Annotated in this window: 15 protein-coding genes and 2 pseudogenes; 4 read left to right on the forward strand and 13 right to left on the reverse strand. The window is 38.8% G+C overall.

Annotation, left to right across the window (positions count from 1 at the left end; genetic code table 11):
• Positions 1-118: 118 nt before the first annotated feature.
• From zwf to nrdJ (ACM03V_RS00145), 7 genes and pseudogenes are all read right to left on the reverse strand, one after another.
• Positions 119-1,648, reverse strand: a complete 1,530-nt coding sequence (gene zwf / locus ACM03V_RS00115; protein ID WP_414618719.1) for a glucose-6-phosphate dehydrogenase — start codon at positions 1,646-1,648, stop codon at positions 119-121.
• Positions 1,649-1,850: 202 nt separating this feature from the next.
• Entirely contained in the window at positions 1,851-2,996 is a 1,146-nt protein-coding gene (gene tal, locus ACM03V_RS00120; protein WP_414618966.1) for a transaldolase, read from the reverse strand.
• Positions 2,997-3,305: 309 nt separating this feature from the next.
• Entirely contained in the window at positions 3,306-4,355 is a 1,050-nt protein-coding gene (gene fbp, locus ACM03V_RS00125; protein WP_414618967.1) for a class 1 fructose-bisphosphatase, read from the reverse strand.
• A gap of 790 nt (positions 4,356-5,145) precedes the next feature.
• A complete protein-coding gene (locus ACM03V_RS00130) occupies positions 5,146-5,364 on the reverse strand; it encodes a hypothetical protein (protein WP_414618720.1) in 219 nt (72 codons plus the stop codon).
• Positions 5,365-5,510: 146 nt separating this feature from the next.
• A pseudogene (gene nrdJ, locus ACM03V_RS00135) lies at positions 5,511-6,581 on the reverse strand (ribonucleoside-triphosphate reductase, adenosylcobalamin-dependent); the annotation flags it as partial.
• Between the two features lie 205 nt (positions 6,582-6,786).
• The gene (locus ACM03V_RS00140; protein ID WP_414618721.1) at positions 6,787-7,284 is read right to left on the reverse strand and encodes an HNH endonuclease; all 498 of its coding nucleotides are present in this window, start codon (positions 7,282-7,284) and stop codon (positions 6,787-6,789) included.
• A 114-nt stretch (positions 7,285-7,398) separates the two neighbouring features.
• Positions 7,399-8,628, reverse strand: a pseudogene (nrdJ, locus tag ACM03V_RS00145) (ribonucleoside-triphosphate reductase, adenosylcobalamin-dependent); the annotation flags it as partial.
• Positions 8,629-8,946: 318 nt separating this feature from the next.
• On the opposite strand from nrdJ (ACM03V_RS00145), the gene ACM03V_RS00150 reads away from it, so the two are divergent.
• The gene (locus ACM03V_RS00150; RefSeq protein ID WP_414618722.1) at positions 8,947-9,528 is read left to right on the forward strand and encodes an Npun_F5749 family FMN-dependent PPOX-type flavoprotein; all 582 of its coding nucleotides are present in this window, start codon (positions 8,947-8,949) and stop codon (positions 9,526-9,528) included.
• A gap of 205 nt (positions 9,529-9,733) precedes the next feature.
• On the opposite strand, the gene ACM03V_RS00155 is transcribed toward ACM03V_RS00150, so the two are convergent.
• The 5 genes from ACM03V_RS00155 to ACM03V_RS00175 form a co-directional block, all read right to left on the reverse strand.
• Positions 9,734-9,922 (reverse strand): type II toxin-antitoxin system PrlF family antitoxin, encoded by a 189-nt coding sequence (locus tag ACM03V_RS00155; protein WP_414618723.1) that lies wholly within the window; start codon positions 9,920-9,922, stop codon positions 9,734-9,736.
• 223 nt (positions 9,923-10,145) lie between these two features.
• On the reverse strand, positions 10,146-12,062 hold the full coding sequence (locus tag ACM03V_RS00160) for a HEAT repeat domain-containing protein (protein ID WP_414618724.1): 1,917 nt from the start codon (positions 12,060-12,062) through the stop codon (positions 10,146-10,148).
• A gap of 150 nt (positions 12,063-12,212) precedes the next feature.
• Positions 12,213-13,004: a serine O-acetyltransferase gene (cysE, locus tag ACM03V_RS00165; RefSeq protein WP_414618725.1), complete on the reverse strand. Its 792-nt coding sequence runs from the start codon at positions 13,002-13,004 to the stop codon at positions 12,213-12,215.
• Positions 13,005-13,240: 236 nt separating this feature from the next.
• Positions 13,241-13,729 carry a hypothetical protein gene (locus ACM03V_RS00170; protein WP_414618726.1) on the reverse strand — a complete coding sequence of 163 codons (489 nt, stop codon included), beginning with the start codon at positions 13,727-13,729 and terminating at the stop codon, positions 13,241-13,243.
• Between the two features lie 452 nt (positions 13,730-14,181).
• The gene (locus ACM03V_RS00175; RefSeq protein WP_414618727.1) at positions 14,182-15,840 is read right to left on the reverse strand and encodes a DUF3352 domain-containing protein; all 1,659 of its coding nucleotides are present in this window, start codon (positions 15,838-15,840) and stop codon (positions 14,182-14,184) included.
• A 391-nt stretch (positions 15,841-16,231) separates the two neighbouring features.
• Here ACM03V_RS00175 and ACM03V_RS00180 point away from each other — a divergent pair, with 391 nt between their 5' ends.
• From ACM03V_RS00180 to ACM03V_RS00190, 3 genes are all read left to right on the forward strand, one after another.
• Entirely contained in the window at positions 16,232-16,591 is a 360-nt protein-coding gene (locus ACM03V_RS00180; RefSeq protein WP_414618728.1) for a rhodanese-like domain-containing protein, read from the forward strand.
• A 331-nt stretch (positions 16,592-16,922) separates the two neighbouring features.
• Entirely contained in the window at positions 16,923-18,008 is a 1,086-nt protein-coding gene (hrcA, locus tag ACM03V_RS00185; RefSeq protein WP_414618729.1) for a heat-inducible transcriptional repressor HrcA, read from the forward strand.
• Between the two features lie 116 nt (positions 18,009-18,124).
• Complete coding sequence (locus ACM03V_RS00190; RefSeq protein WP_414618968.1) at positions 18,125-18,805, forward strand: DUF2834 domain-containing protein; 681 nt, start codon at positions 18,125-18,127, stop codon at positions 18,803-18,805.
• Positions 18,806-18,934: 129 nt separating this feature from the next.
• On the opposite strand, the gene ACM03V_RS00195 is transcribed toward ACM03V_RS00190, so the two are convergent.
• Positions 18,935-19,306, reverse strand: a complete 372-nt coding sequence (locus ACM03V_RS00195) for a BON domain-containing protein (RefSeq protein ID WP_414618730.1) — start codon at positions 19,304-19,306, stop codon at positions 18,935-18,937.
• Positions 19,307-19,365: the final 59 nt, after the last annotated feature.

The raw sequence follows: 19,365 nt of genomic DNA on the forward strand, positions 1-19,365 counted from the left end.
TAGATTACGATTTTAGATTTCGGATTTAGAGTTTAGGAATTAGACAACGAAAATGACTAATTTCTTTTGTTTGTCCAATTGTTCTCAATCTAAAATCCAAAATCTAAAATCTAAAATTCTATAGTCTGCGCCAACGGCGGCCGTCTCGGTTAATCAATAGTTCTGCTTCTACTGGTTCCCAGGTTCCGGCTTCGTAGCGGGGAACTGTTGCTGGATCTGCTGGTGCATCCCATGCGCTTAATATTGGTGTCACTACCTGCCATGCAGCTTCTACTTCGTCACCTCTGGTGAACAAAGTTTGGTCGCCCATCATACAGTCAAGGAATAGGCGATCGTATGCGTCGGATTTCGCTTGCAAACCAAATGAACCATAAGTAAAGTCCATGTCAACGGCACGTGTACGAAAATCTCCTCCGGGCACTTTCACGTCAAAACGCAAGGAAATTCCTTCATTTGGCTGAATCCGCATTGTTAAAACATTGGCACTTTGCTGTTGTGCTGCCGATGTAAACATCTGTGAAGGAACTTCGCGGAAGTGGATGGAAATTTCGCTGACTTTCTTGGGCATCCGCTTACCAGTACGCAGGTAGAAGGGAACCCCTTTCCAGCGCCAGTTATCAACTACAAATTTTGTCGCGACAAAAGTAGGCGTTGTAGAACTCTCAGCTACTCCAGGTTCTTCGTGATACCCAGGTACGTGTTCGCCTTTCATCCAGCCAGCGCTATATTGACCGCGTACTGCTGAATACGCCAAATCTCCTATGTCGGCGAGTCTAGTAGCTTTTAGAATTTTTACTTTTTCCGTGCGGATACTATCGGCATCCATTGCATTAGGAGCTTCCATTGCAGTCAAACAGTAAAGCTGCATCAAGTGATTTTGCAGCATATCCCGCAGGGCACCAGAGCTTTCGTAATAACCAGCCCGGTCTTCAACTCCTACTGTTTCTGCTACTGTTATTTGTACGTGGTCTACAAAATTACGGTTCCATAAAGGTTCAAAAATAGCATTTGCGAAGCGGAAAACTAATAAATTTTGAACCGTTTCTTTACCTAAATAGTGGTCAATCCGATAAACCTGTTCTTCTTTACAATATTTCTGTACGACTTGATTAAGATTTTTCGCAGATGCTAAATCTCGACCAAAAGGTTTTTCAATAACCAAACGATGTTTATCGGCATCTTCCAGCATTCCCTTAGAACCCAATTGTTTGATAGCTTCGGGGAAAAACTTGGGAGCAACAGAAAGGTAAAATAATCGATTACCTCTCGTATTCCGCTTCTCGTCTAATTCACTGAGAAGATCGTTAAGCTTTTGGTAGCTTTCCGGGTCGTCGATATTACCAGGACAGTAAAAAAGACCGTTGGAAAAATCTTTCCATAATTCTTCGGGACCCACACCATCGTGGGCTTCTTCCATACCTTTACGCATCTGCTCGCGGAAATATTCGTGGCTCCATTCCCGTCGCGCTACACCAACAATAGTAGTTTCTGGTGGAATCCGTCTTTCTTGTCGCAATTTGTACAAAGCGGGTACTAGTTTACGCCAAGTTAAATCTCCGGAAGCACCAAAAATAACAATTATCTGGGGTTCAGCCATTCCTTGCTGTTGCAAGCCAACCCGCAGTGGATTTTCTAGCAAACTAACCATAGTTTAGATTTTGGATTTTAGATTTACATTTGCGGGCAATTGGGGCATGGGGAATTGGGCATGGGGCATGGGATTTTGGATTGAAAGTTAGGAGTTAGGAGTTAGGAATTAGGAATTAGGAATTATTTATCTCCCCATCTCCCTATCTCCCCATCCCCATCTTCCCATTCCCAATTCCCAATTCCCTATTACCCATTAATTATTAAACAGGCGATAAGTGCTTTACTTTGTCTTCTAAGGAACTTATTAAGGATTCAAAGGGTTTGATAAACTTATCAATACCTTCGGTAAGCAGTTCGTCCATGACTTGATCGAGGTCGATGTTAATATCTGGATCTTTGAGACTTTCGATCAGTTTGTATGCTGCTTCTACGTCGGTTTCGACTCTAGAATCTACATCGCAATGGTCGGCGCAGGCTTCGATGGTGACTGGTGGTAGGGTGTTAACGGTTTCTTTCCCGATTAACTCATCAACGTACATTACGTCGCTGTAGCTGGGATCTTTGGTGCTGGTACTTGCCCATAACAAACGCTGTACGTTAGCGTTTTTTTCGACTAAAGCTTGCCAGCGCTTGTCATCAACAATCTTTTTGTACTCCTGATAAGCAATCTTCGCATTAGCGATCGCTACCTTTCCTTTGACGGATTTAAGTTTGGCTTCTAAGTTGATGTCGTCAACACCTTGCGCTAACTTTTCGTCTATTTTTCCATCAATTTTGGCATCAATGCGGCTGAGGAAGAAACTAGCTACAGAGGAAATCTTACTAATATCTTTACCTTCAGCTACTCGTTTTTCCAAGCCGCGAATATAAGCCCAAGCGGTATTTACATAACTATCCACAGAGAACAACAGCGTAATATTGACATTCATCCCTTCAGATATTACTTGCTCTACCGCTGGTAAACCCGCTTCTGTTCCAGGAATCTTAATCATTAAGTTATCCCGTCCAACTTCTTTAAAGTAGCGTCTAGCTTCTTCAATGGTTTTTTGGGTATCGTCGGCAATAGTTGGCGGTACTTCAATACTTACATAACCATCCAATCCATCTGTGGCTTCGTATACCGGATGCAAAATATCGCAAGCGTTACGAATATCTTCAAAAGCCAAAGATTCGTAAATTTTCTCGGTTGATAATCCTTTACTAATCCCGGCTTCTATATCTTTATCGTAAATAGCGTTTCCGGCGATCGCTTTCTCAAATATGCTTGGATTCGAGGTAATCCCTTTGATACCTTGATTTTCCACCATATTTTTCAGTTCACCCGATTGGATAATATCGCGACTTAAATTATCCATCCAAATACTTTGACCGTATTTGTTGATTTCTAATAATTGATTTGTGGTGATGCCCATGTGGTTATATTCCACTCCGAAATTTATTAACGTGTCTTTATCTATTAATGCTCGTAGTAGCAGTCGATTGATTCTCACTAAAGGAATAAATCAGTGAACAGTGAACAGTGAGCAGTTAGCAGTTATCAGTGTGCGAAAAACGCGAACATTAGTTTTAGTTAATCACTTTAAAAGTGAGAAGCATCTTATGAAGATGTAAAACCATACCATAAGCCATATAAACTGTTCCCTGTTCCCTGCTCACTGCTCACTGCTCACTGCTCACTGCTCACTGCTCACTGCTCACTGCTAACTGTTCACTGCCTAATCGCCATTTTGAATAAAGGATTCCACTTTAGCTACATTCTCTTTACTACCAATAATTAGAGGTGTACGTTGGTGTAGCTTTTCTGGTACAACATCGAAGATATTCATCCTACCAGTAGTAGCGCGGCCACCTGCTTGTTCTATTACATAAGCTAAAGGAGCAGATTCGTACAGCAAGCGTAATTTTCCTTCGGGTTTTTGTACCGTACCGGGGTAAAGAAATACGCCACCTTGAACTAAAATTCGATGGATGTCGCTAACCATTGCTCCACTGTAGCGAGCCGAATAGCCTTCTGTTCGGTGAACGTAGCGAACGTATTCTCTAACCGATTCTTCCCACTGCCAAAAATTCCCTTCGTTAACGCTATAAACTGAACCGCTATCGGGAATCTTAATGTTTTCTTCCGTAAGTATAAATTCACCTAAGCTGGGGTCTAAAGTAAAGGAATGAACTCCTTTGCCCATAGTGTAAACCAGCATGGTACTCGGCCCGTAAAGAATATATCCGGCTCCAATTTGTTTATCACCAGTGGAAAGCAAATCTTTCCCTTGTCCGTCTTTATCTTCACCTTCCTGTTGACGTATGGCGAAAATCGAACCCAAACTTAAGTTTGTGTCTGTATTCGATGAACCATCAATTGGGTCATAAAGTAAAGTATATCTACCTATAGGGCAGTTTTCTGGAATATAGTACGGTTCATCCATTTCCTCAGAAGCCAAGCGACACACCAAACCGCTTTGCTTGAAAACCGAGATAAACACATCGTTAGCGTAAACATCCATCTTTTTGACGGATTCTCCCTGCACGTTAACATCTCCGGTAAAACCCAGAACCCCTTCCATTAAACCAGCACGGCTGAGGTGACGAGCAACCAGCTTACCTGCAAGAGCGACGCGATTCATCAGCGCACTTAAATCTTGTGCTTGTGCGGAAAAGCCTTCAAATTGCTGCAATACGTGACGCGATAAAGTCGTACAATCTCGATCTAGAGCTTTATCTGTAATCTCGTACACGCCTTTGTTTTGATGTTCTGCTGCTTTTGTCATCATAATCCTCTTAATAACTGCCTTTCTTATCTGAGAAGCCGTGGGTTAGGTAAAACTTGTGGCTGCTGCCTCTATATTAGAGAGGTATTTTAGTTACGCAAATGCGATTTTATATAAACCTTTATTAATAAATGTGTCTTAAATGGCATTTAAAAGCATTTTTGAGCATTGAAATGTAGCTACGAGAGTATTGTTACTTAATAATCCAGTGATTATAAATACTTTCTTAATTTATTTGCGTAAGTACCAATTGGGAGCATCCCAATTTTTCAAAAAGCCCGCAGGCTAGAAGTCTGGGGCTAATACTACGAACCCGGAGGGGCTTTGTAGATGTAGCCGCACCCTTACAGGGTGTCGGTTAAAATGTTTGTTCCTGCATTGGGATGCTGCTGTACTGTTTAGATAATGCTTTATTCGCAACAGCCACATTAAAAGACCCAACTCAGATTGAGAAAATGTTGAGGAAGGCAAGCGATCGGTAATTTAAAATTATTTTAGAGCGGTACTCGACATTATTACCTCTAACAAGTTTTTATCTAAAGATAAAACAAATAATTAAAGTTTGATTCATTCTTTTTACCATTAGAATATCGCTGTGTGGATTGAATAGTTCTAACCACAGCATTAAAAAAAATGATCACGAGAGTCTGTCCGCTTTAATTTAGTTATAATACTGCTTGATATCAGTACGTGAAGCAGGTGCTTAAACAAGCAAAAGGTCTACTGAAAATCAGCAGACCTTATTTAATTTAACTATTTGTTAATCAAACCTTTCTGTTAACTATCTACATTAATCAATTGAAATAGTTTGAGGCCCATTACCATTGTGTGTCCCATTAGTAGAACTAGGGAAAGTACTTGCAGGTGTATTCGTTTGTTGTGCTAACCAGCTTTTTACAGGATCGTCAGCAAGGCTGAGTCTAAGAATACCTGAAACAAATCCGCCAGCAAATGAAGCTGGGTGCTGGGTGAATTCTTTGAATAGTGGCATTAGTTCTTCGAGGAACATTTTTTATCTCCAATAGGTGAAAAAGGATCAAGGATGAAGAAAAAAGATCATTTTTGCTTTAGATTCGGACGGGCAGGGATGCCCATCCCCCAAGACTTTAATGATATATCTCTGGCTTATTATTACTTATCCTTCATTCTTCAATGTTACACGGGTTTTTCTTCGGGCATCATGCACTTATCAGAATCGCATCCCGATGGCCCCGCTTCCATTAATTCACCGAAATCATAACGTTTCAATGCATTATGAAAATCGCTGGTATCGCGGCGGTTTTCTACTTGTTGCATCAGCTTTTCGTATTCCTGTTTGCTGATGGGTTCAAATGGTAAACGGGGGAAGGTTTGATGGTCGTCAAATCTTGCTAAAAGTGCGGCGCTGATATAGCCTTCATCGTTTTGGATTGCTTGATAAATGCGATTTCCTAACTCTTCTACTTCGTTTTCTCGGACTTCAATTGTGGCTGAAGTATTATGAGTCACGTAGAATTGCTGCACCTGCATATAGAAATCCATTTGAGCTAAAGCACCAAATTTGTCAATAGCGATTTGATCGGCACCAGGTACATCAGCCCAAGGTACGGCGACGGGAATTTCTACCAACCATTCGGTACAGCGAGAGTCAAACGGATCGTTTAACAAGTTGCCGTTTTCGTCTTTATCAGTTTGAGAAGGAACCACAGCATAACCGTAGTCAATACAAGCCAAAGCGACAGGATCGTTTTTGCGGAAAGTTATCCGCCGAATAAACCTTTGGGCTTTGGGTGGATGCCATCCTGGAGAAGCTCCCGTAAGCAAGGATTTTGTACCGCTCGGTTGCACCGTAGTACAGCGATTTGGACGTTTTATGTTATGGCGATCGCAATATTCCCAAACTACCCGATGTACGATATCTTTCCACATAGTCAGATATTCTTGTTCGCGGCGTTTAAAGGCTAAACCCTGGTCTGTGGCAGGTCTTCCTTCCGTCCACCAATGCAGCCAATCAACCCCAAAAGCATGAACGAAAAAGTCGAATAAGCCAGTAAAAGATACACCGACAATTGGGTCAAGTTCGCGGCTGTATTGATAGCGGGGTTCCAAGAATTTATGATTCAACAGCGCTGCTACAGATAAAGCACCGGCTGTGAAAGCTTGTTCTTGTTCTTTGTAATTTTCTGGATCTATTTGATTTAAGTGAATTTCACTGAGGTTACAGTGAAAATTAGAACCAATGATTTCCAATTTTGTTAACCTAGAGGCTTTTTATCCCCTAGTTCTAATGCTTCATAATTCGCATTAGTTCCGCGTACATTTTCATCCTTATAAATATAGATAATGGATGCCCCGCACTCTTGGAGATTTATATTCTAGGATGCAATTTTTGATTGCAATCTAGTTTCACTCTCTACGCTGTACGGTGTCAAAAGCTTTTTAATTCTTTTGATTACCTCGGTATTAGCGTGAATCTTGCCAAGTAGCTCGATAAAAACTTCCTGAATTCTCCATCTGTCCTAGCTTTCTTTAACTGATTGCAGTCAATACAAGTGACAGATAAATTACCTATGGAGTGTTCACCTTTCCTGCTCAGTAGCTGCTTATGATCGAACACAACTTTTGTAGGTGTAAGTTCCAGTTCACAGTATAAGCATAAGGGAGATTTTTCGTACAGTTCCATTAACTCCAATCCAGTCAATGGCTTACTGTTACTAATGATTTCACCTGCAATACCATTCCTTCTAGAACCTTTACTATTCAGTGACCTTGCTCTTCTATTCCAGTATTTTAGATTTCCTTTATCAGCCCATTTTTGCCACGCTTTTCTAGTTTGGGATTTTTTACAATCTCTACAGTATTGACGATACCCATCTCTAGAATCTTTCCTAGCTTCAAACTGACTGATTGGTTTTTCTTCACCACATTTAGAGCAAGTCTTCGATTTCATCTTAACTACTCCGGTATTTATTTTTTTTGAATTCTAAGAAATACCGCAGCAATATCAACATTTCAGCCTTCACCGATTTTGCGGGGTTTTTTACGTGAGGCAAAAGTATCAATTACCACACGGATTTAGCCCTACACGAGCTAAACGATGCTCAATTTCATTGTCATCAAGATGAGAATGCTTTTCTTTGAGCCAATCTTTACCTTTACCTTGTTGATAAGCTTGTAAAAATTCAGTTTTTAATTCCTGCGTAGTTAGTAAATCAATGTTTGCTCTGGCTACAGCTTCACCAGCCCATTGAATCGCACCTTCACCGCTGTAATATTGCTTGCGAACGGCGTTAACACATTCTTCTAAAGTGGGTTTTTGATGAAATACCCTTGTATGGTTTGCCATGCGTAATGCATCGCGTTCTGGATCTATACGCCAATTGCCATCTTCACCTTGCTGCCACAAGTTTGCTTTTGCGTCTGCGAATGCAGTATCTTCGCTGACACCTTGACGCATTCCGGCCGATCTTCTAATATTGCCAGCGACTATACATACAGCCGCTTCATCAATCAACAAACAGCACTCAACCGAAGTTAATTTTCTGCCAACAGCTTTATTAAGAATCGCAGCACAACGTTGATAAAGTTCCGGTAACTTCACCGGATTTGCCATACCGCCGAAACCTTGCAACGGTTCGCCAGCTTTACGAATATCGCTGATATCAACAATTACTTCAACTTCTTCGTTAAAACGTTCGTCAGTAGATAATTCTAAAAGAGTTTGATACGAGTTTACCCAACCTTGACGGCTATCACCGACATAAATAGTGGCTTGATTTTCTTCTATTTTTGTTTCTGTAAATTCACGGCGTTCGTTAGCTATAGTTTTACCAATATCACCTTCTACCGTTACCTTTAAACGATTGCGGATACTAGGTAACTGATTAATATATTTCGGTTCTAAAATTGCTCCCGTACCGCAGCCCATCATGGCCAAATCCATCATTAATCCGAAAGCACTCCAGTCAATGACATTTGTAGAAGTACAGTTATAAGCCCCCGAAAAATTCTTCGGTTGAGTCAGCCAATTTGTGCCGCCCACCCATAACCATCTGCCACTCGGTAAAGCCTTCAAATTGCGCTGCATTCCCTCCAAAATTACAGATTCATCTTGAGTCAGCTTACCCAACTCAACCAAACCTTTTAGAGTGCGATCGCAAACCTGTCTCCAAGATTCTCTCGTCCCTTCCGACTGTTGGCGACGACTGTAAGTCCTGAAAAAGACAGGATTTGCAGCAGGGGCTGTTTGTGGAAAGTCTGCACCAACGTGTTTCCGTTCAAGCTCTCGAACCATATTTTTTATTGCGTTTTTTCTCTGTCAGATTAAGACTATACGTCAAGTAGCATTACAATAAAAGACTGCACAACTTTAGAAATTTCGCCACAAAAATCAGTGAACAGTCAACAGTGAGCAGTGAGCAGTTAAGAGTGAGGAATTAGGAGTTAGGAATTAAGAAATAAGATTTATAAGTTCTTTTTGGTTTCTAAGCGGCTAATAAAAGTCAATATTGATAGGATTTTAATTTTTAGCTGATTTCAGAACTCGCAATCCAAAATCTAAAATCCAAAATCCAAAACAAAAGCATCCGTTGTTAAAATCTAAAATCCTAAGATGTCTATTGCTCCTTGGCGTTCGTTTTTAGCCAATGCTCTCAAAAAGAATCGCAGTCAACCGCATTCGCGCTACTTTCAACTAGCAACTGTCCGCAGTGATGGAATACCGGCTAATCGTACCGTGGTGTTTCGCGGTTTTATAGAAGATACCAATAAGTTAAAAATTATTACCGACACTCGCAGCGAAAAGATTACAGAAATTCAAAATCAATCATCGGGAGAAATTTGCTGGTACTTCACCAATAGCCGCGAACAATTCCGCATTGCTGGAAAGATAATAATAATTGATGCCAACCATCAGGATTCCGAATTGCAAAGAGCTAGGCAATCAACATGGCAAGAACTTTCAGACAACGCTCGTATCCAATTTGCCTGGGCGCATCCGAGAGAACCCAGAGCCAACCCCGAAGCATTTTCACCACAGCAGCCTTCGGAAGTTAAGCCTTTGGATAACTTTTGTTTGCTGTTATTTGAACCTGTAAAAGTCGATCATTTGCGATTGAGGGGAGAGCCGCAAAATCGGACTATTTATATAAGGGATGAAACGGGGGTTTGGAATGTGAAAGAGGTTAATCCATAATTCAAAATCAAAATTTTGTCATTAACCAGCTAGTGTGTAGAGACGTAGCAGTGCTACGTCTCCGTATTTAGCGGAGTAACGCACAATTTTGCTAGAGGAAAAATTAGCTAATTGTTGGCGAATCAAAATCAAAAGCAAGCAAGATGTATATGTATGTCCTAACGAACACGCTACGCACTACAAATATTTTTACAATTTTAGTAATCTATTCATCATCTTCAGACAGTGGAGCATTCAAATCAAAATCAACATCTGCTACCAATGACTGAATTCGCTTAAGCAAATCGGAACTGATTGGTTTGATATTTTGAGGGTTTTTCTTCATATCCTCATCTAAAAAACTTAGAAACTTTTTAAGCGTGGAATTTTCATCTTGTTTTTGATTATTAGGCATAATTGTTTAACGAAAATAAGGTTTAGAGTTGAAATTTACTTACATATTGCAATATTCCCAAAACCGCCGGGGAATGTAATTCCCCGTCTAATAGCGAAAGTCATCTAAAGATGACTGGCAAGATTTTTAGTCTACTTTAGTAGACTTGGTTTATTAGCCGCATCAATTGATTCCAAGGCGTTTGGGAAGCTTAACTAAGAATGATGCAGTATGTAAAATCAAACTAACTATGCCAAGCTTGATAAAAATCTTGATAGCTCATCTTCTCTGCACAATTCCACATAAATTGATACACGTCATCGTGACGATAAGAACAATTTTGATAAAACTTTTTGCTGAGATATCCTTTTAAAGCTGTAATAATTTCTGGAAAGCAAGCGTATTTATTGATTGAATTGACGTTTTGCATTATATCCGAAAATAAATCTTCATCAAAATCATCATTTTCATCAGGTTTACAATTATTAAATAAAAAAAGTTTATCCTTTTCGATTGCATTTAGTAAACGTTTAAATTCTGCGCTTATTGATTCATTAATTAAAACTCTTGCTGTTTTATCTTCTTTCGCTATTTTATCTAAGTATATTTCTGGCAACAAACGCTCGTATTGAAATAAAATACTTAATTTATTTAAGGAATCTAATTCAATCAGAGTATTTATTGCTTTTTGATAATGGCTTTCAACTTGTAACAAAATAGCCGCAGCGTTTTCAGATTGATAAACCTGCATCCATTCTACAATAATCGAAACCGCGAGTTCATTCTCTGGCTCTAATCGCAAGATAGCTTCAGCCAAATCAACCTCAAATATTTTGCCTTTTGGTGAGTGTAAAATTCTTCTTAAAGCAGCTATACTTTCTTGGTAGATTACTAAATCTATATTTTTATCAAGAAGCATCTTGCTAATAGCATAAATTGCCAAGCCTGAAGCTCTTAGACAAGTTATTTCTAATGAAGAACCATCATTTATGTTTGAACTTTTTTCTATAAAGGAAATGAAGCTCAGAATGACTTCTGTATCGCCCGGATATAATTGTACTAAAGATGTGATTATTCGAGGATAAAAATATAGCTCATTTTCATTAAGAATTCTCAAATATTCTAATCCAAATAAAAAATTATTTTCAGAAGTCTCCAAAAGTTGAATTAAAGTTTCCTTAACTCCAACTTGATTTCTATCAAACCTTCCTAAACTTGCAGCAATTTCAGCACGACAACAATTATCCTCACAAGTTTTCAATCTTTCTGATAAAACTTTGATAGCTGCTTGATTTCGGGAATCTACTTCTTGTAGAAACTCTACAGCTTTAACTAAAAGATACATTTCCTGAGTACTTTCAAGTATATAAACCAAACTATCCTTCGCGATTTCATTACCCACATCTATCAACAACAAAGCCTCAGCAACATCAAGACAAATTCTGTCACCTCGATTTATCTGCAAAAACTTCTCTAAAGCTAGAATTGCCGTTTGATTTCCACAGCCAATTTTTCCCAAAGTCTTAATCGCTTCACAACAAAGACTTTTATCCTCTGTTGTTTCCATCAGCTTGATAACAGCGTTTATTGCAGCTTGATTCCCAGCACCAATTTTGCCAATACTCCGACAAATACTTGAGCGTTTGTAATTCTCTTGCGTTACATCCAGCAGTAAAATCAAAGCAGCGATCGCCATCTTATTTCCTACATCCAATTCTCCCAACTTCACCGCAGCAGATTGCAAAGTTAATCGACTCGGAGTATTACGCAGCAAGTATTCAAAAGCTTTGACAACTCTTGTTTTATGCGTAACTTTCAAAGTATTTCTTGCAGCTTCTAGCAACGGTTGAGGAAAAAGTTGCCAGCCAAAATAAATGTAACTCCAATCGAGCAACTGTTTAACAATGCGATCGCCAAAGCTAGATTCAGGAAAATAATTTAAAGCTTCCGCAGCTAAGAAATAAGCACGATATCGATAAAAACCACCGCAATCGTCATCAAAATTAACAAGCGCCCGAATAAATGCTTCTTTCTGCTGTTTAGGAATATCATCTCGACTAAACCAATACAGAATTTCAGCTTTATAATCAGGCGCAAAAATGCGGTAATTATTTAATTCAAGATTATCTAAATTATGGTCAAAGAAATTCCAATCATTCATTTCCCCCTACCCATCTTCATGTGGGATGTAAAGGACATATTTGTAAGATATCACAATTGGAAGAGAGAGGGGGAGAGGGGGAGATGGGGAGATGGGGAGACAAGGGGACAAGGAGAAAAAACCTAACTCCTAACTCCTAACTCCTCACTATTAGATCCCGGAGCCATCCAAAAATTCATCTATCGCTTTATCTTGCAAACGACATTTAGTATGATGTTCTCTCAAATGTTCTTCATTTAAAACATGAGAATTTGTAACATGATTTTCTCTAGAAGCTACATTTGCAACAGTCTGTGAAACGGTTTGCTGTTTTTCTTGCAAATGCTCGATTTGTTCTTCTAGCTGCTCGATTCTATCTACCAAAGCGCGTATTGCTTGAGCTTCAGCATCTGGTAAACGTCCGTGTTCTAACGGATCTACTTTGACACCAGAACGATAAACTATTCTACCGGGAACGCCTACTACAGTACAATCTGAAGGCACATCTCGCAATACAACGGAACCAGCACCGATACGCACGTTGTTACCAATTTGCAGATTTCCCAATACTTTCGCACCTGCACCAACAACTACGCATTCTCCTAAAGTTGGATGACGTTTACCAGTTTCTTTACCAGTACCACCCAAAGTAACTCCTTGGTAAATCAGCGCATTATCTCCGATAATTGCCGTTTCACCAATCACTACACCCATTCCGTGATCGATAAATACACCTTTACCAATGGTTGCTCCAGGGTGAATTTCTACTCCAGTCAAAAAGCGGGCTAAGTGAGAAGTAAAGCGAGGAAGAAAAGGTATTCCGACGTGACGCATCCACCGAGCGATTCTATGCAGTAGCAAAGCTTGCAAACCAGGGTAGCAGAATAATACTTCTAACCAGTTACGAGCCGCTGGATCGCGTTCAAATATAATACGAAAGTCAGCAATAAATGTTGATAACACGAATTAGCACCCTCGGAGAGCCTTTACACCAGATACAGTTTATATTACCGTCCTATGGGGACAATGGGAGATGGGGAGACAAGGGGACAAGGGGACAAGGGGACAAGGGGACAAGGAGAATTTAAAATTCTTAACTCCCCACTCCTAACTCCTAACTCTTAACTCTCAACTCCTAATTCCTAACTTCTAACTCCTAACTATTTCTCATTATAATTCATTAGTACGGAATTTTAGAACTATTCTTGCAAAGAAAGTTTGTAATTCTGTCTTGTACTAGCTTTAAAACTGCCTACCCAGATTTTATATTCTCCTGCTTTCCAGTTACTGTCGTTGATGCTAGCGTCTTTACTTCTGCCAGTGTCGTCACCACAGCGAACTGTTTTATCATCTGGCCCAACTATTAGTAAAGTAGTGTCATAGCCACCACTATTAACTTTGATATTTAATTTGGAAAAATCTTTCTCTAAAACTAGAATATGATCTGGTGTGGGATCTGCAAAACCAATGCACAAATTTTTATTGCGATCACGCTTACTAACTGCGGATAAAGAATAAGAACCACCTGTATAACCCGTCACTATTTTTTTGACAGCTTCCGAGTTTGGCGATAAGCTAATTTTCCCAAAGAAAGAGTTATTTGCTGTTACGGGATTAGAAGTAACAACAGTAAATAAGCCTGCGAGGCACAAGAGCGATAATGCAATTTGGGAGCGACACAATTTCATACATACACTTCCCGAAATATCTAAATTAATTTTATAAGTTCTTTTATATACAACCTAACGTTACCTAATTTCGGAATTACAAAGTTTGTGACAGCTTTGTATCCGTACACTTATTAGACCAAATTAGAAATCAAAAAACAAAGGTCTAAAGAATGAACGATTAATTTTTGAACTTATAACTTTTGACATAAAGCCAAAACTTGCAACTTATTAGCACTTTAATATCAGTTAAATGACGCCATATTAATGTTAGATTAATTTTTGATGAAAAATTCTTCACAACTTTATAAAACATTAGGCATGAGAGTTAGGAGTTAGGAATTAGGAGTTAGGAATTAGGAGCTTTCACCTTAGATCCCCCCAACCCCGCGAAGAAAGCGGGGCTTACGTAGGTTAAATATAAAATTGGGTTGGTAACTGTTCACTGATAACTGATAACTGATAACTGTTTTCTAATCATTCAATAAAAAGAAAACACCAGCTTTAAGCAATTCGCTGTTGCTGTCGTAGCTGCTAATAGTAAAAGACTGAAGTTTGTCGATAAAAGGTTTACCGACGATTTCTAAAAGCTTGAGTATGGGTAATTGACTTTCGATAAAATCTTGACTTTTTTCCCAGTCAACATAGACATATCCTTGGTTTGATTGGGGAATGGCTGCAATACTATCTTGAAAATTCCGATTATCTTTAAAGAAATTTTCTTTATTATTAATAGCTTCATCCATCGTCTCAATCGAAGAAGTAAAAATTTCGTAGTTATCTTTACTTGTATGAGTTCCCAACACCTTTGCCTGAATTTTCAAGTCAGATGCTTTATTCCCAGTAGTTGTTAATTTCGTCCAAGCAGAAATTGTTTGCTCGTTTAAGCTAATTGAACTAACTGTCAGTCCATTGTTAGAAGCTATTTCGTCTAAATGTGAAATATTGGATGCTGTTGTTGAAGATTTCTCTGCCACAAAAATCCATTCAGGTTTGTTATTTTCACTTCTATTTTCACTATTCGGCAATAATGCGATCGCATATTCTCCTTTTACCCAACTGAAAATATCTTCTTTTAAATTGATTCCCCAACGTTTTTCCAGATTAGTTAAAGGTTTAGTGATTTGGGAAGCTATATTTTCTCCCGATTCACTAGATATGGCTGAATCAGTTTGCTGCCAAAGTAAAGCTAAGTTGCTGTTATCTAAATTGCTCAAATCTTTTCCTGAAATTACCAAACCTGAAGTAGCGGGAATATATGAAAGTGCTTTTACTTTTTCGCTGGATTCGGCTAATGGTATTGGTGAATTTGCTCCGAAACTAGTTTCTGCTAGCAAACCTTTGGATTTAGCAGCTAAAGAAATTAGTTGAGTAGTATAAGTTGGAGATGATAAATTTAAACCTTGCCATTTTGCGACAGATGGAAGATTGAGAAAACTTACAGCTTGATTGCTACCTAATTGTTTGATGGCTTGTTGATAATTATCCAAGCTAATTAAACTTAAACCCGGTGCTTGAACGTTATTGATTGCTTCTCGCAGGATTTTGGCATCGTTAGCGAACAATACAAAATTATCGCCTACAACCGTTGCAGCCAAAGGTTTTTTGATTTCTTCCGTTTGCGGAATATCGGAAATCAATTTGACTCCTTTATATTGTTCCACAACTAAGGAAGTTCCAGATAAAACCCGCTTAGAAAATAAAAGTTCGATAAACTCGCGGCTTTTCTCTTCATCCTTTGTAGTCAGTACCGTTAGATAGCCGGGTTGCTTGCCGTTTGCAGAATCCTTGTCAATATCGTCAGTCGTAACAGAAGCAGTAATTTCATTACCCAACCAAGGTTGAACATCTTTTTTATAATCAAGCCCGGTATTATCTAATAAACTTTTTTTCAGCTTGGATAATTTAACTCCACCATTCAATACCTCAAAGCGATTTGGATCTACTGGCATTGACACCATAACAGGTGCTTGCCTAGAAATAAATACAGCAGCACTCGGTTGTTTTTGCGTATTGCTGGCTAAATTTAGAGGATTTTGATTAAATAACCCATTACAGCCAGCGATACCAGTTAACAGCAGCGCGATCGCACTTGCTGCAACAAAACGAAATAATAATTTTTTATTTGTCACTCTTTTCACACTATTTCCGTTGCGGCGTTTTTTAGCACCATCATTATTAAAGCGTTTTGTGGAAAAAAGGGAACAGGGAACAGGGAACAGTGAATAGGGAAAGGTTATATAACTGAGCAGTGAATATAGTGGTTTTCAAAATCCAAAATCCGTCGATGCTTAGTTTTGAGAGAAGAGAATCTACACCCCAAACTTTCCGCAAAATAGAAACATCCGTTGTTAAAATCCAAAATTCTATGGGATTAGGAACAATTACTTACTCATATTCATAAAAAGTATCAAGATGTAGCCAATTTACCTGGATAATTCCCAAACCCTTTTACTAGTGCTGATGCTAAGAGGGGAATTTTCTGTCAACATAATAAATATAGATTTTTTTTAGAAATTCTTCATGACGGGGAATAACCTCGGTCAAACCATGAATCAAATCACTGTAGAAGAACTCGCAAAATGTTTGTCTTCTTCGGAGTCTTCAATCCAACTTGTAGACGTGCGCGAACCACAAGAAGTCCAAACGGCAAGCATCGAAGGCTTTATGAATTTACCTTTAAGTCAGTTTGCTGAGTGGGGAAACGACATTCAAGTTCGTTTGGAACCTGACAAGGAAACTTTAGTTCTATGTCATCACGGTGTTCGTTCCGCTCAAATGTGTCAGTGGCTAACATCTCAAGGCTTTTCCAACGTGAAAAATATTACCGGGGGTATTGATGCTTATTCAATGTTAGTTGACCCTTCAGTTCCTCAGTATTAATGGTTACAGATCGAAGGTTAAAGGTCAAAGTCAAAGGTGTTTATACTTATATAGCTTGATAATATTATTTCATGAGTAATAGGTAATTCGTAGCTATACATACCCTATTTCATCAATAAATCTGAGAAAATACTTAATAGAGAGTATTGGCAATGTATTCAAATAAGAACCTTTTTTGTATTAAATAGTACTCTCACTCAGGACAAAACTATTTGTAAGTGTAAAGGTATTGCAGTACACCATGCGGTCGTTATTAAATATCTGCTAATAACATTTCAAAAATTTGTTTTTTTTAATATTGATAAAAACTGTGTTTAAACAGCCATTCCCTATGCAATTCCAGCTAACCAATCGACAACAACATATTCTTTGGGCAACAGTACGTCATTATATAGCGACAGCTGAACCTGTGGGTTCTAAAGCTTTGGTGGAAGAGTTCGACTTGGGTGTAAGTTCGGCAACAATTCGTAATGTAATGGGAGTCTTGGAAAAATCTGGACTGCTTTATCAACCCCATACCTCGTCAGGAAGAATACCGTCAGACTCTGGTTATCGAATTTATGTAGATCAGTTAATTCCACATAATCAAAGTTTAAACAAAGAGGTAGAAGCGGCATTACAGGGAGGTTTAAAATGGGAAGATTGGAGTTTAGAAGCACTATTGCAAGGGGCGACGCAAATTTTAGCCAGTTTGAGTGGTTGTGTGAGTTTAATCACAATGCCGCAGAACAATACAGCGGTATTACGGCATTTACAATTAGTGCAAATTGAAACGGGACAGATCATGTTGATTGTGGTAACAGATGGTTACGAAACACATTCAACATTGATGGACTTACCCTCCGCATCGGAAGGCAATCAACCCGATGTAGAATTAATAGACAGAGAATTACAGATTGTTTCAAACTTTTTAAACAGTCAATTACGCGGCAAAAGTTTAATGGAATTAACTGTACTTGACTGGAGTCAATTAGATATTGAATTTCAGCGCTACGGTGAATATTTAAAAACATCCCTCGTCGAATTGACTCGTCGCACCTTTTCCCCTACAAATACACAAATCATGGTGCGTGGCGTGTCGGAAGTTTTACGACAGCCAGAGTTTTCACAAATACAGCAAGTACAAACCATAATTCACCTACTTGAAGAAGAGCAAGAGCAATTATGGCGATTGATATTTGACGAAACAGAATTAGAAAAATTAGATAAACCACACGTCACTGTCCGTATTGGTTCGGAAAATACCTTAGAACCCATCCGTACTTGTACGTTAATTTCATCCACATATCATCGAGATTCGATACCAGTAGGAAGCGTCGGAGTTTTAGGTCCCACAAGACTTAATTACGAAAATGCGATCGCGCTCGTTTCCGCAGCATCCGAATATCTCTCCGAAGCAATCAGCAATCAACAGTGAACAGTTAACAGTCAACAGTTAGGAGTTAGGAGTTAATTATTCTTCTCCTTCTCCCCATCCCCCCATCCCCTCATCACTTAGGTATCATCAAGAAACACGCTTATTGATACTGTTTAATAATGATAAAAATTATATTTTGGTCGGTTTGGGTTGGATTTTCTGTATATGCTTTTGTTTTTGCTCCTCCGAATCAACCCGATACTTTTGAATTAATTAAAAATCTTTCAACTGGGCAATGGGAAGGAATCAACCCTTTGATAGTTTCGCTATTTAACTTGATGGGTGTATTTCCTTTAATCTACAGTTGCATGGTGTTTATTGATGGCAAAGGACAAAAAATACCGGCTTGGATATTTGCAACTTTTTCTTTTGGTGTAGGTGCTTTTGCTTTATTACCTTATTTAGCTTTGCGGGAACCAAATCCTGATTTTGTTGGTGAAAAGAACGCTTTTATCAAAGTACTAGATTCCCGGATAACTGGTATTGTATTGAGTGTCGGAGCGATAGTTTTGGTATCTTACGGTTTACAGGGAGGAAACTGGGGTGATTTTGTTCAACAGTGGCAAACCGATCGTTTTATCCATGTAATGAGTTTGGATTTTTGTCTGCTTTGCCTGCTTTTCCCCGCGCTTTTGGGAGACGATATGGCGAAACGAGGAATGAAAAATCGGATTTTATTTTGGTTAGTTACCTTAATTCCGTTATTTGGCTCTTTGGCTTATTTATCCGTGAGAAAACCTTTACCAGATGATGTTCAGCAAGAATTAATTGCTAAGCAAAAAGCAGTATTAAATTGAATCTTTATCGCGGTTGATAATACTGTTTATCCATAATTATGATGTTGGGTTACGACACGATGAATATAAATTGTCGTTGCAAATTTTTTTTTCGTGTCTAACCCAAACTACAAACTACAAACTACAAACTTAGGCTACAGTAACTTGATTTGTATCAACATTACTCGCACCATTAACTTTTTTAGCCACAGAAACCATTTTATTAAGAATATCTTGGCTGGGAACGGTACCTTTTAAAACTACCGTAGAACTAGTTTGAGCAACCCAAAGAGTATCAATATCGTCCAATTCGGAATCTTCATCGAAAGCTAAAGCAACTCGCTTTGCTAAACCACTTTGATCGTATTCACCATTTAATCCTACACGCTCTGGGGCGATTGATTTAGTAGTACTATTCGATTGTGATGTAGATGTAGATGGTGCTGCTTGCGGTTGCGGTGTAGGATTTACCTGTGCATCTTTGGGTTTACCCATTCCAAAAAGTCTTTTTAACCAGCCCATAAAACTTATTCTCCAATTAATTTCATTCACTGTGAATATATAGGCTGGATAAATAAGTT

This window comes from Calothrix sp. CCY 0018 (assembly GCF_963920925.1).
Taxonomy (GTDB): domain Bacteria; phylum Cyanobacteriota; class Cyanobacteriia; order Cyanobacteriales; family Nostocaceae; genus Rivularia.

Excerpts from the sequence above, each read along its gene's own strand:
- ACM03V_RS00140 (WP_414618721.1), bottom strand. The coding sequence starts at position 7,284 with ATGAAATCGAAGACTTGCTCTAAATGTGGTGAAGAAAAACCAATCAGT.
- ACM03V_RS00195 (WP_414618730.1), bottom strand. The coding sequence starts at position 19,306 with ATGGGCTGGTTAAAAAGACTTTTTGGAATGGGTAAACCCAAAGATGCA.
- ACM03V_RS00130 (WP_414618720.1), bottom strand. The coding sequence starts at position 5,364 with ATGTTCCTCGAAGAACTAATGCCACTATTCAAAGAATTCACCCAGCAC.
- ACM03V_RS00150 (WP_414618722.1), top strand. The coding sequence starts at position 8,947 with ATGTCTATTGCTCCTTGGCGTTCGTTTTTAGCCAATGCTCTCAAAAAG.
- ACM03V_RS00155 (WP_414618723.1), bottom strand. The coding sequence starts at position 9,922 with ATGCCTAATAATCAAAAACAAGATGAAAATTCCACGCTTAAAAAGTTT.
- zwf (WP_414618719.1), bottom strand. The coding sequence starts at position 1,648 with ATGGTTAGTTTGCTAGAAAATCCACTGCGGGTTGGCTTGCAACAGCAA.
- ACM03V_RS00170 (WP_414618726.1), bottom strand. The coding sequence starts at position 13,729 with ATGAAATTGTGTCGCTCCCAAATTGCATTATCGCTCTTGTGCCTCGCA.
- ACM03V_RS00180 (WP_414618728.1), top strand. The coding sequence starts at position 16,232 with ATGACGGGGAATAACCTCGGTCAAACCATGAATCAAATCACTGTAGAA.
- hrcA (WP_414618729.1), top strand. The coding sequence starts at position 16,923 with ATGCAATTCCAGCTAACCAATCGACAACAACATATTCTTTGGGCAACA.
- ACM03V_RS00160 (WP_414618724.1), bottom strand. The coding sequence starts at position 12,062 with ATGAATGATTGGAATTTCTTTGACCATAATTTAGATAATCTTGAATTA.
- fbp (WP_414618967.1), bottom strand. The coding sequence starts at position 4,355 with ATGACAAAAGCAGCAGAACATCAAAACAAAGGCGTGTACGAGATTACA.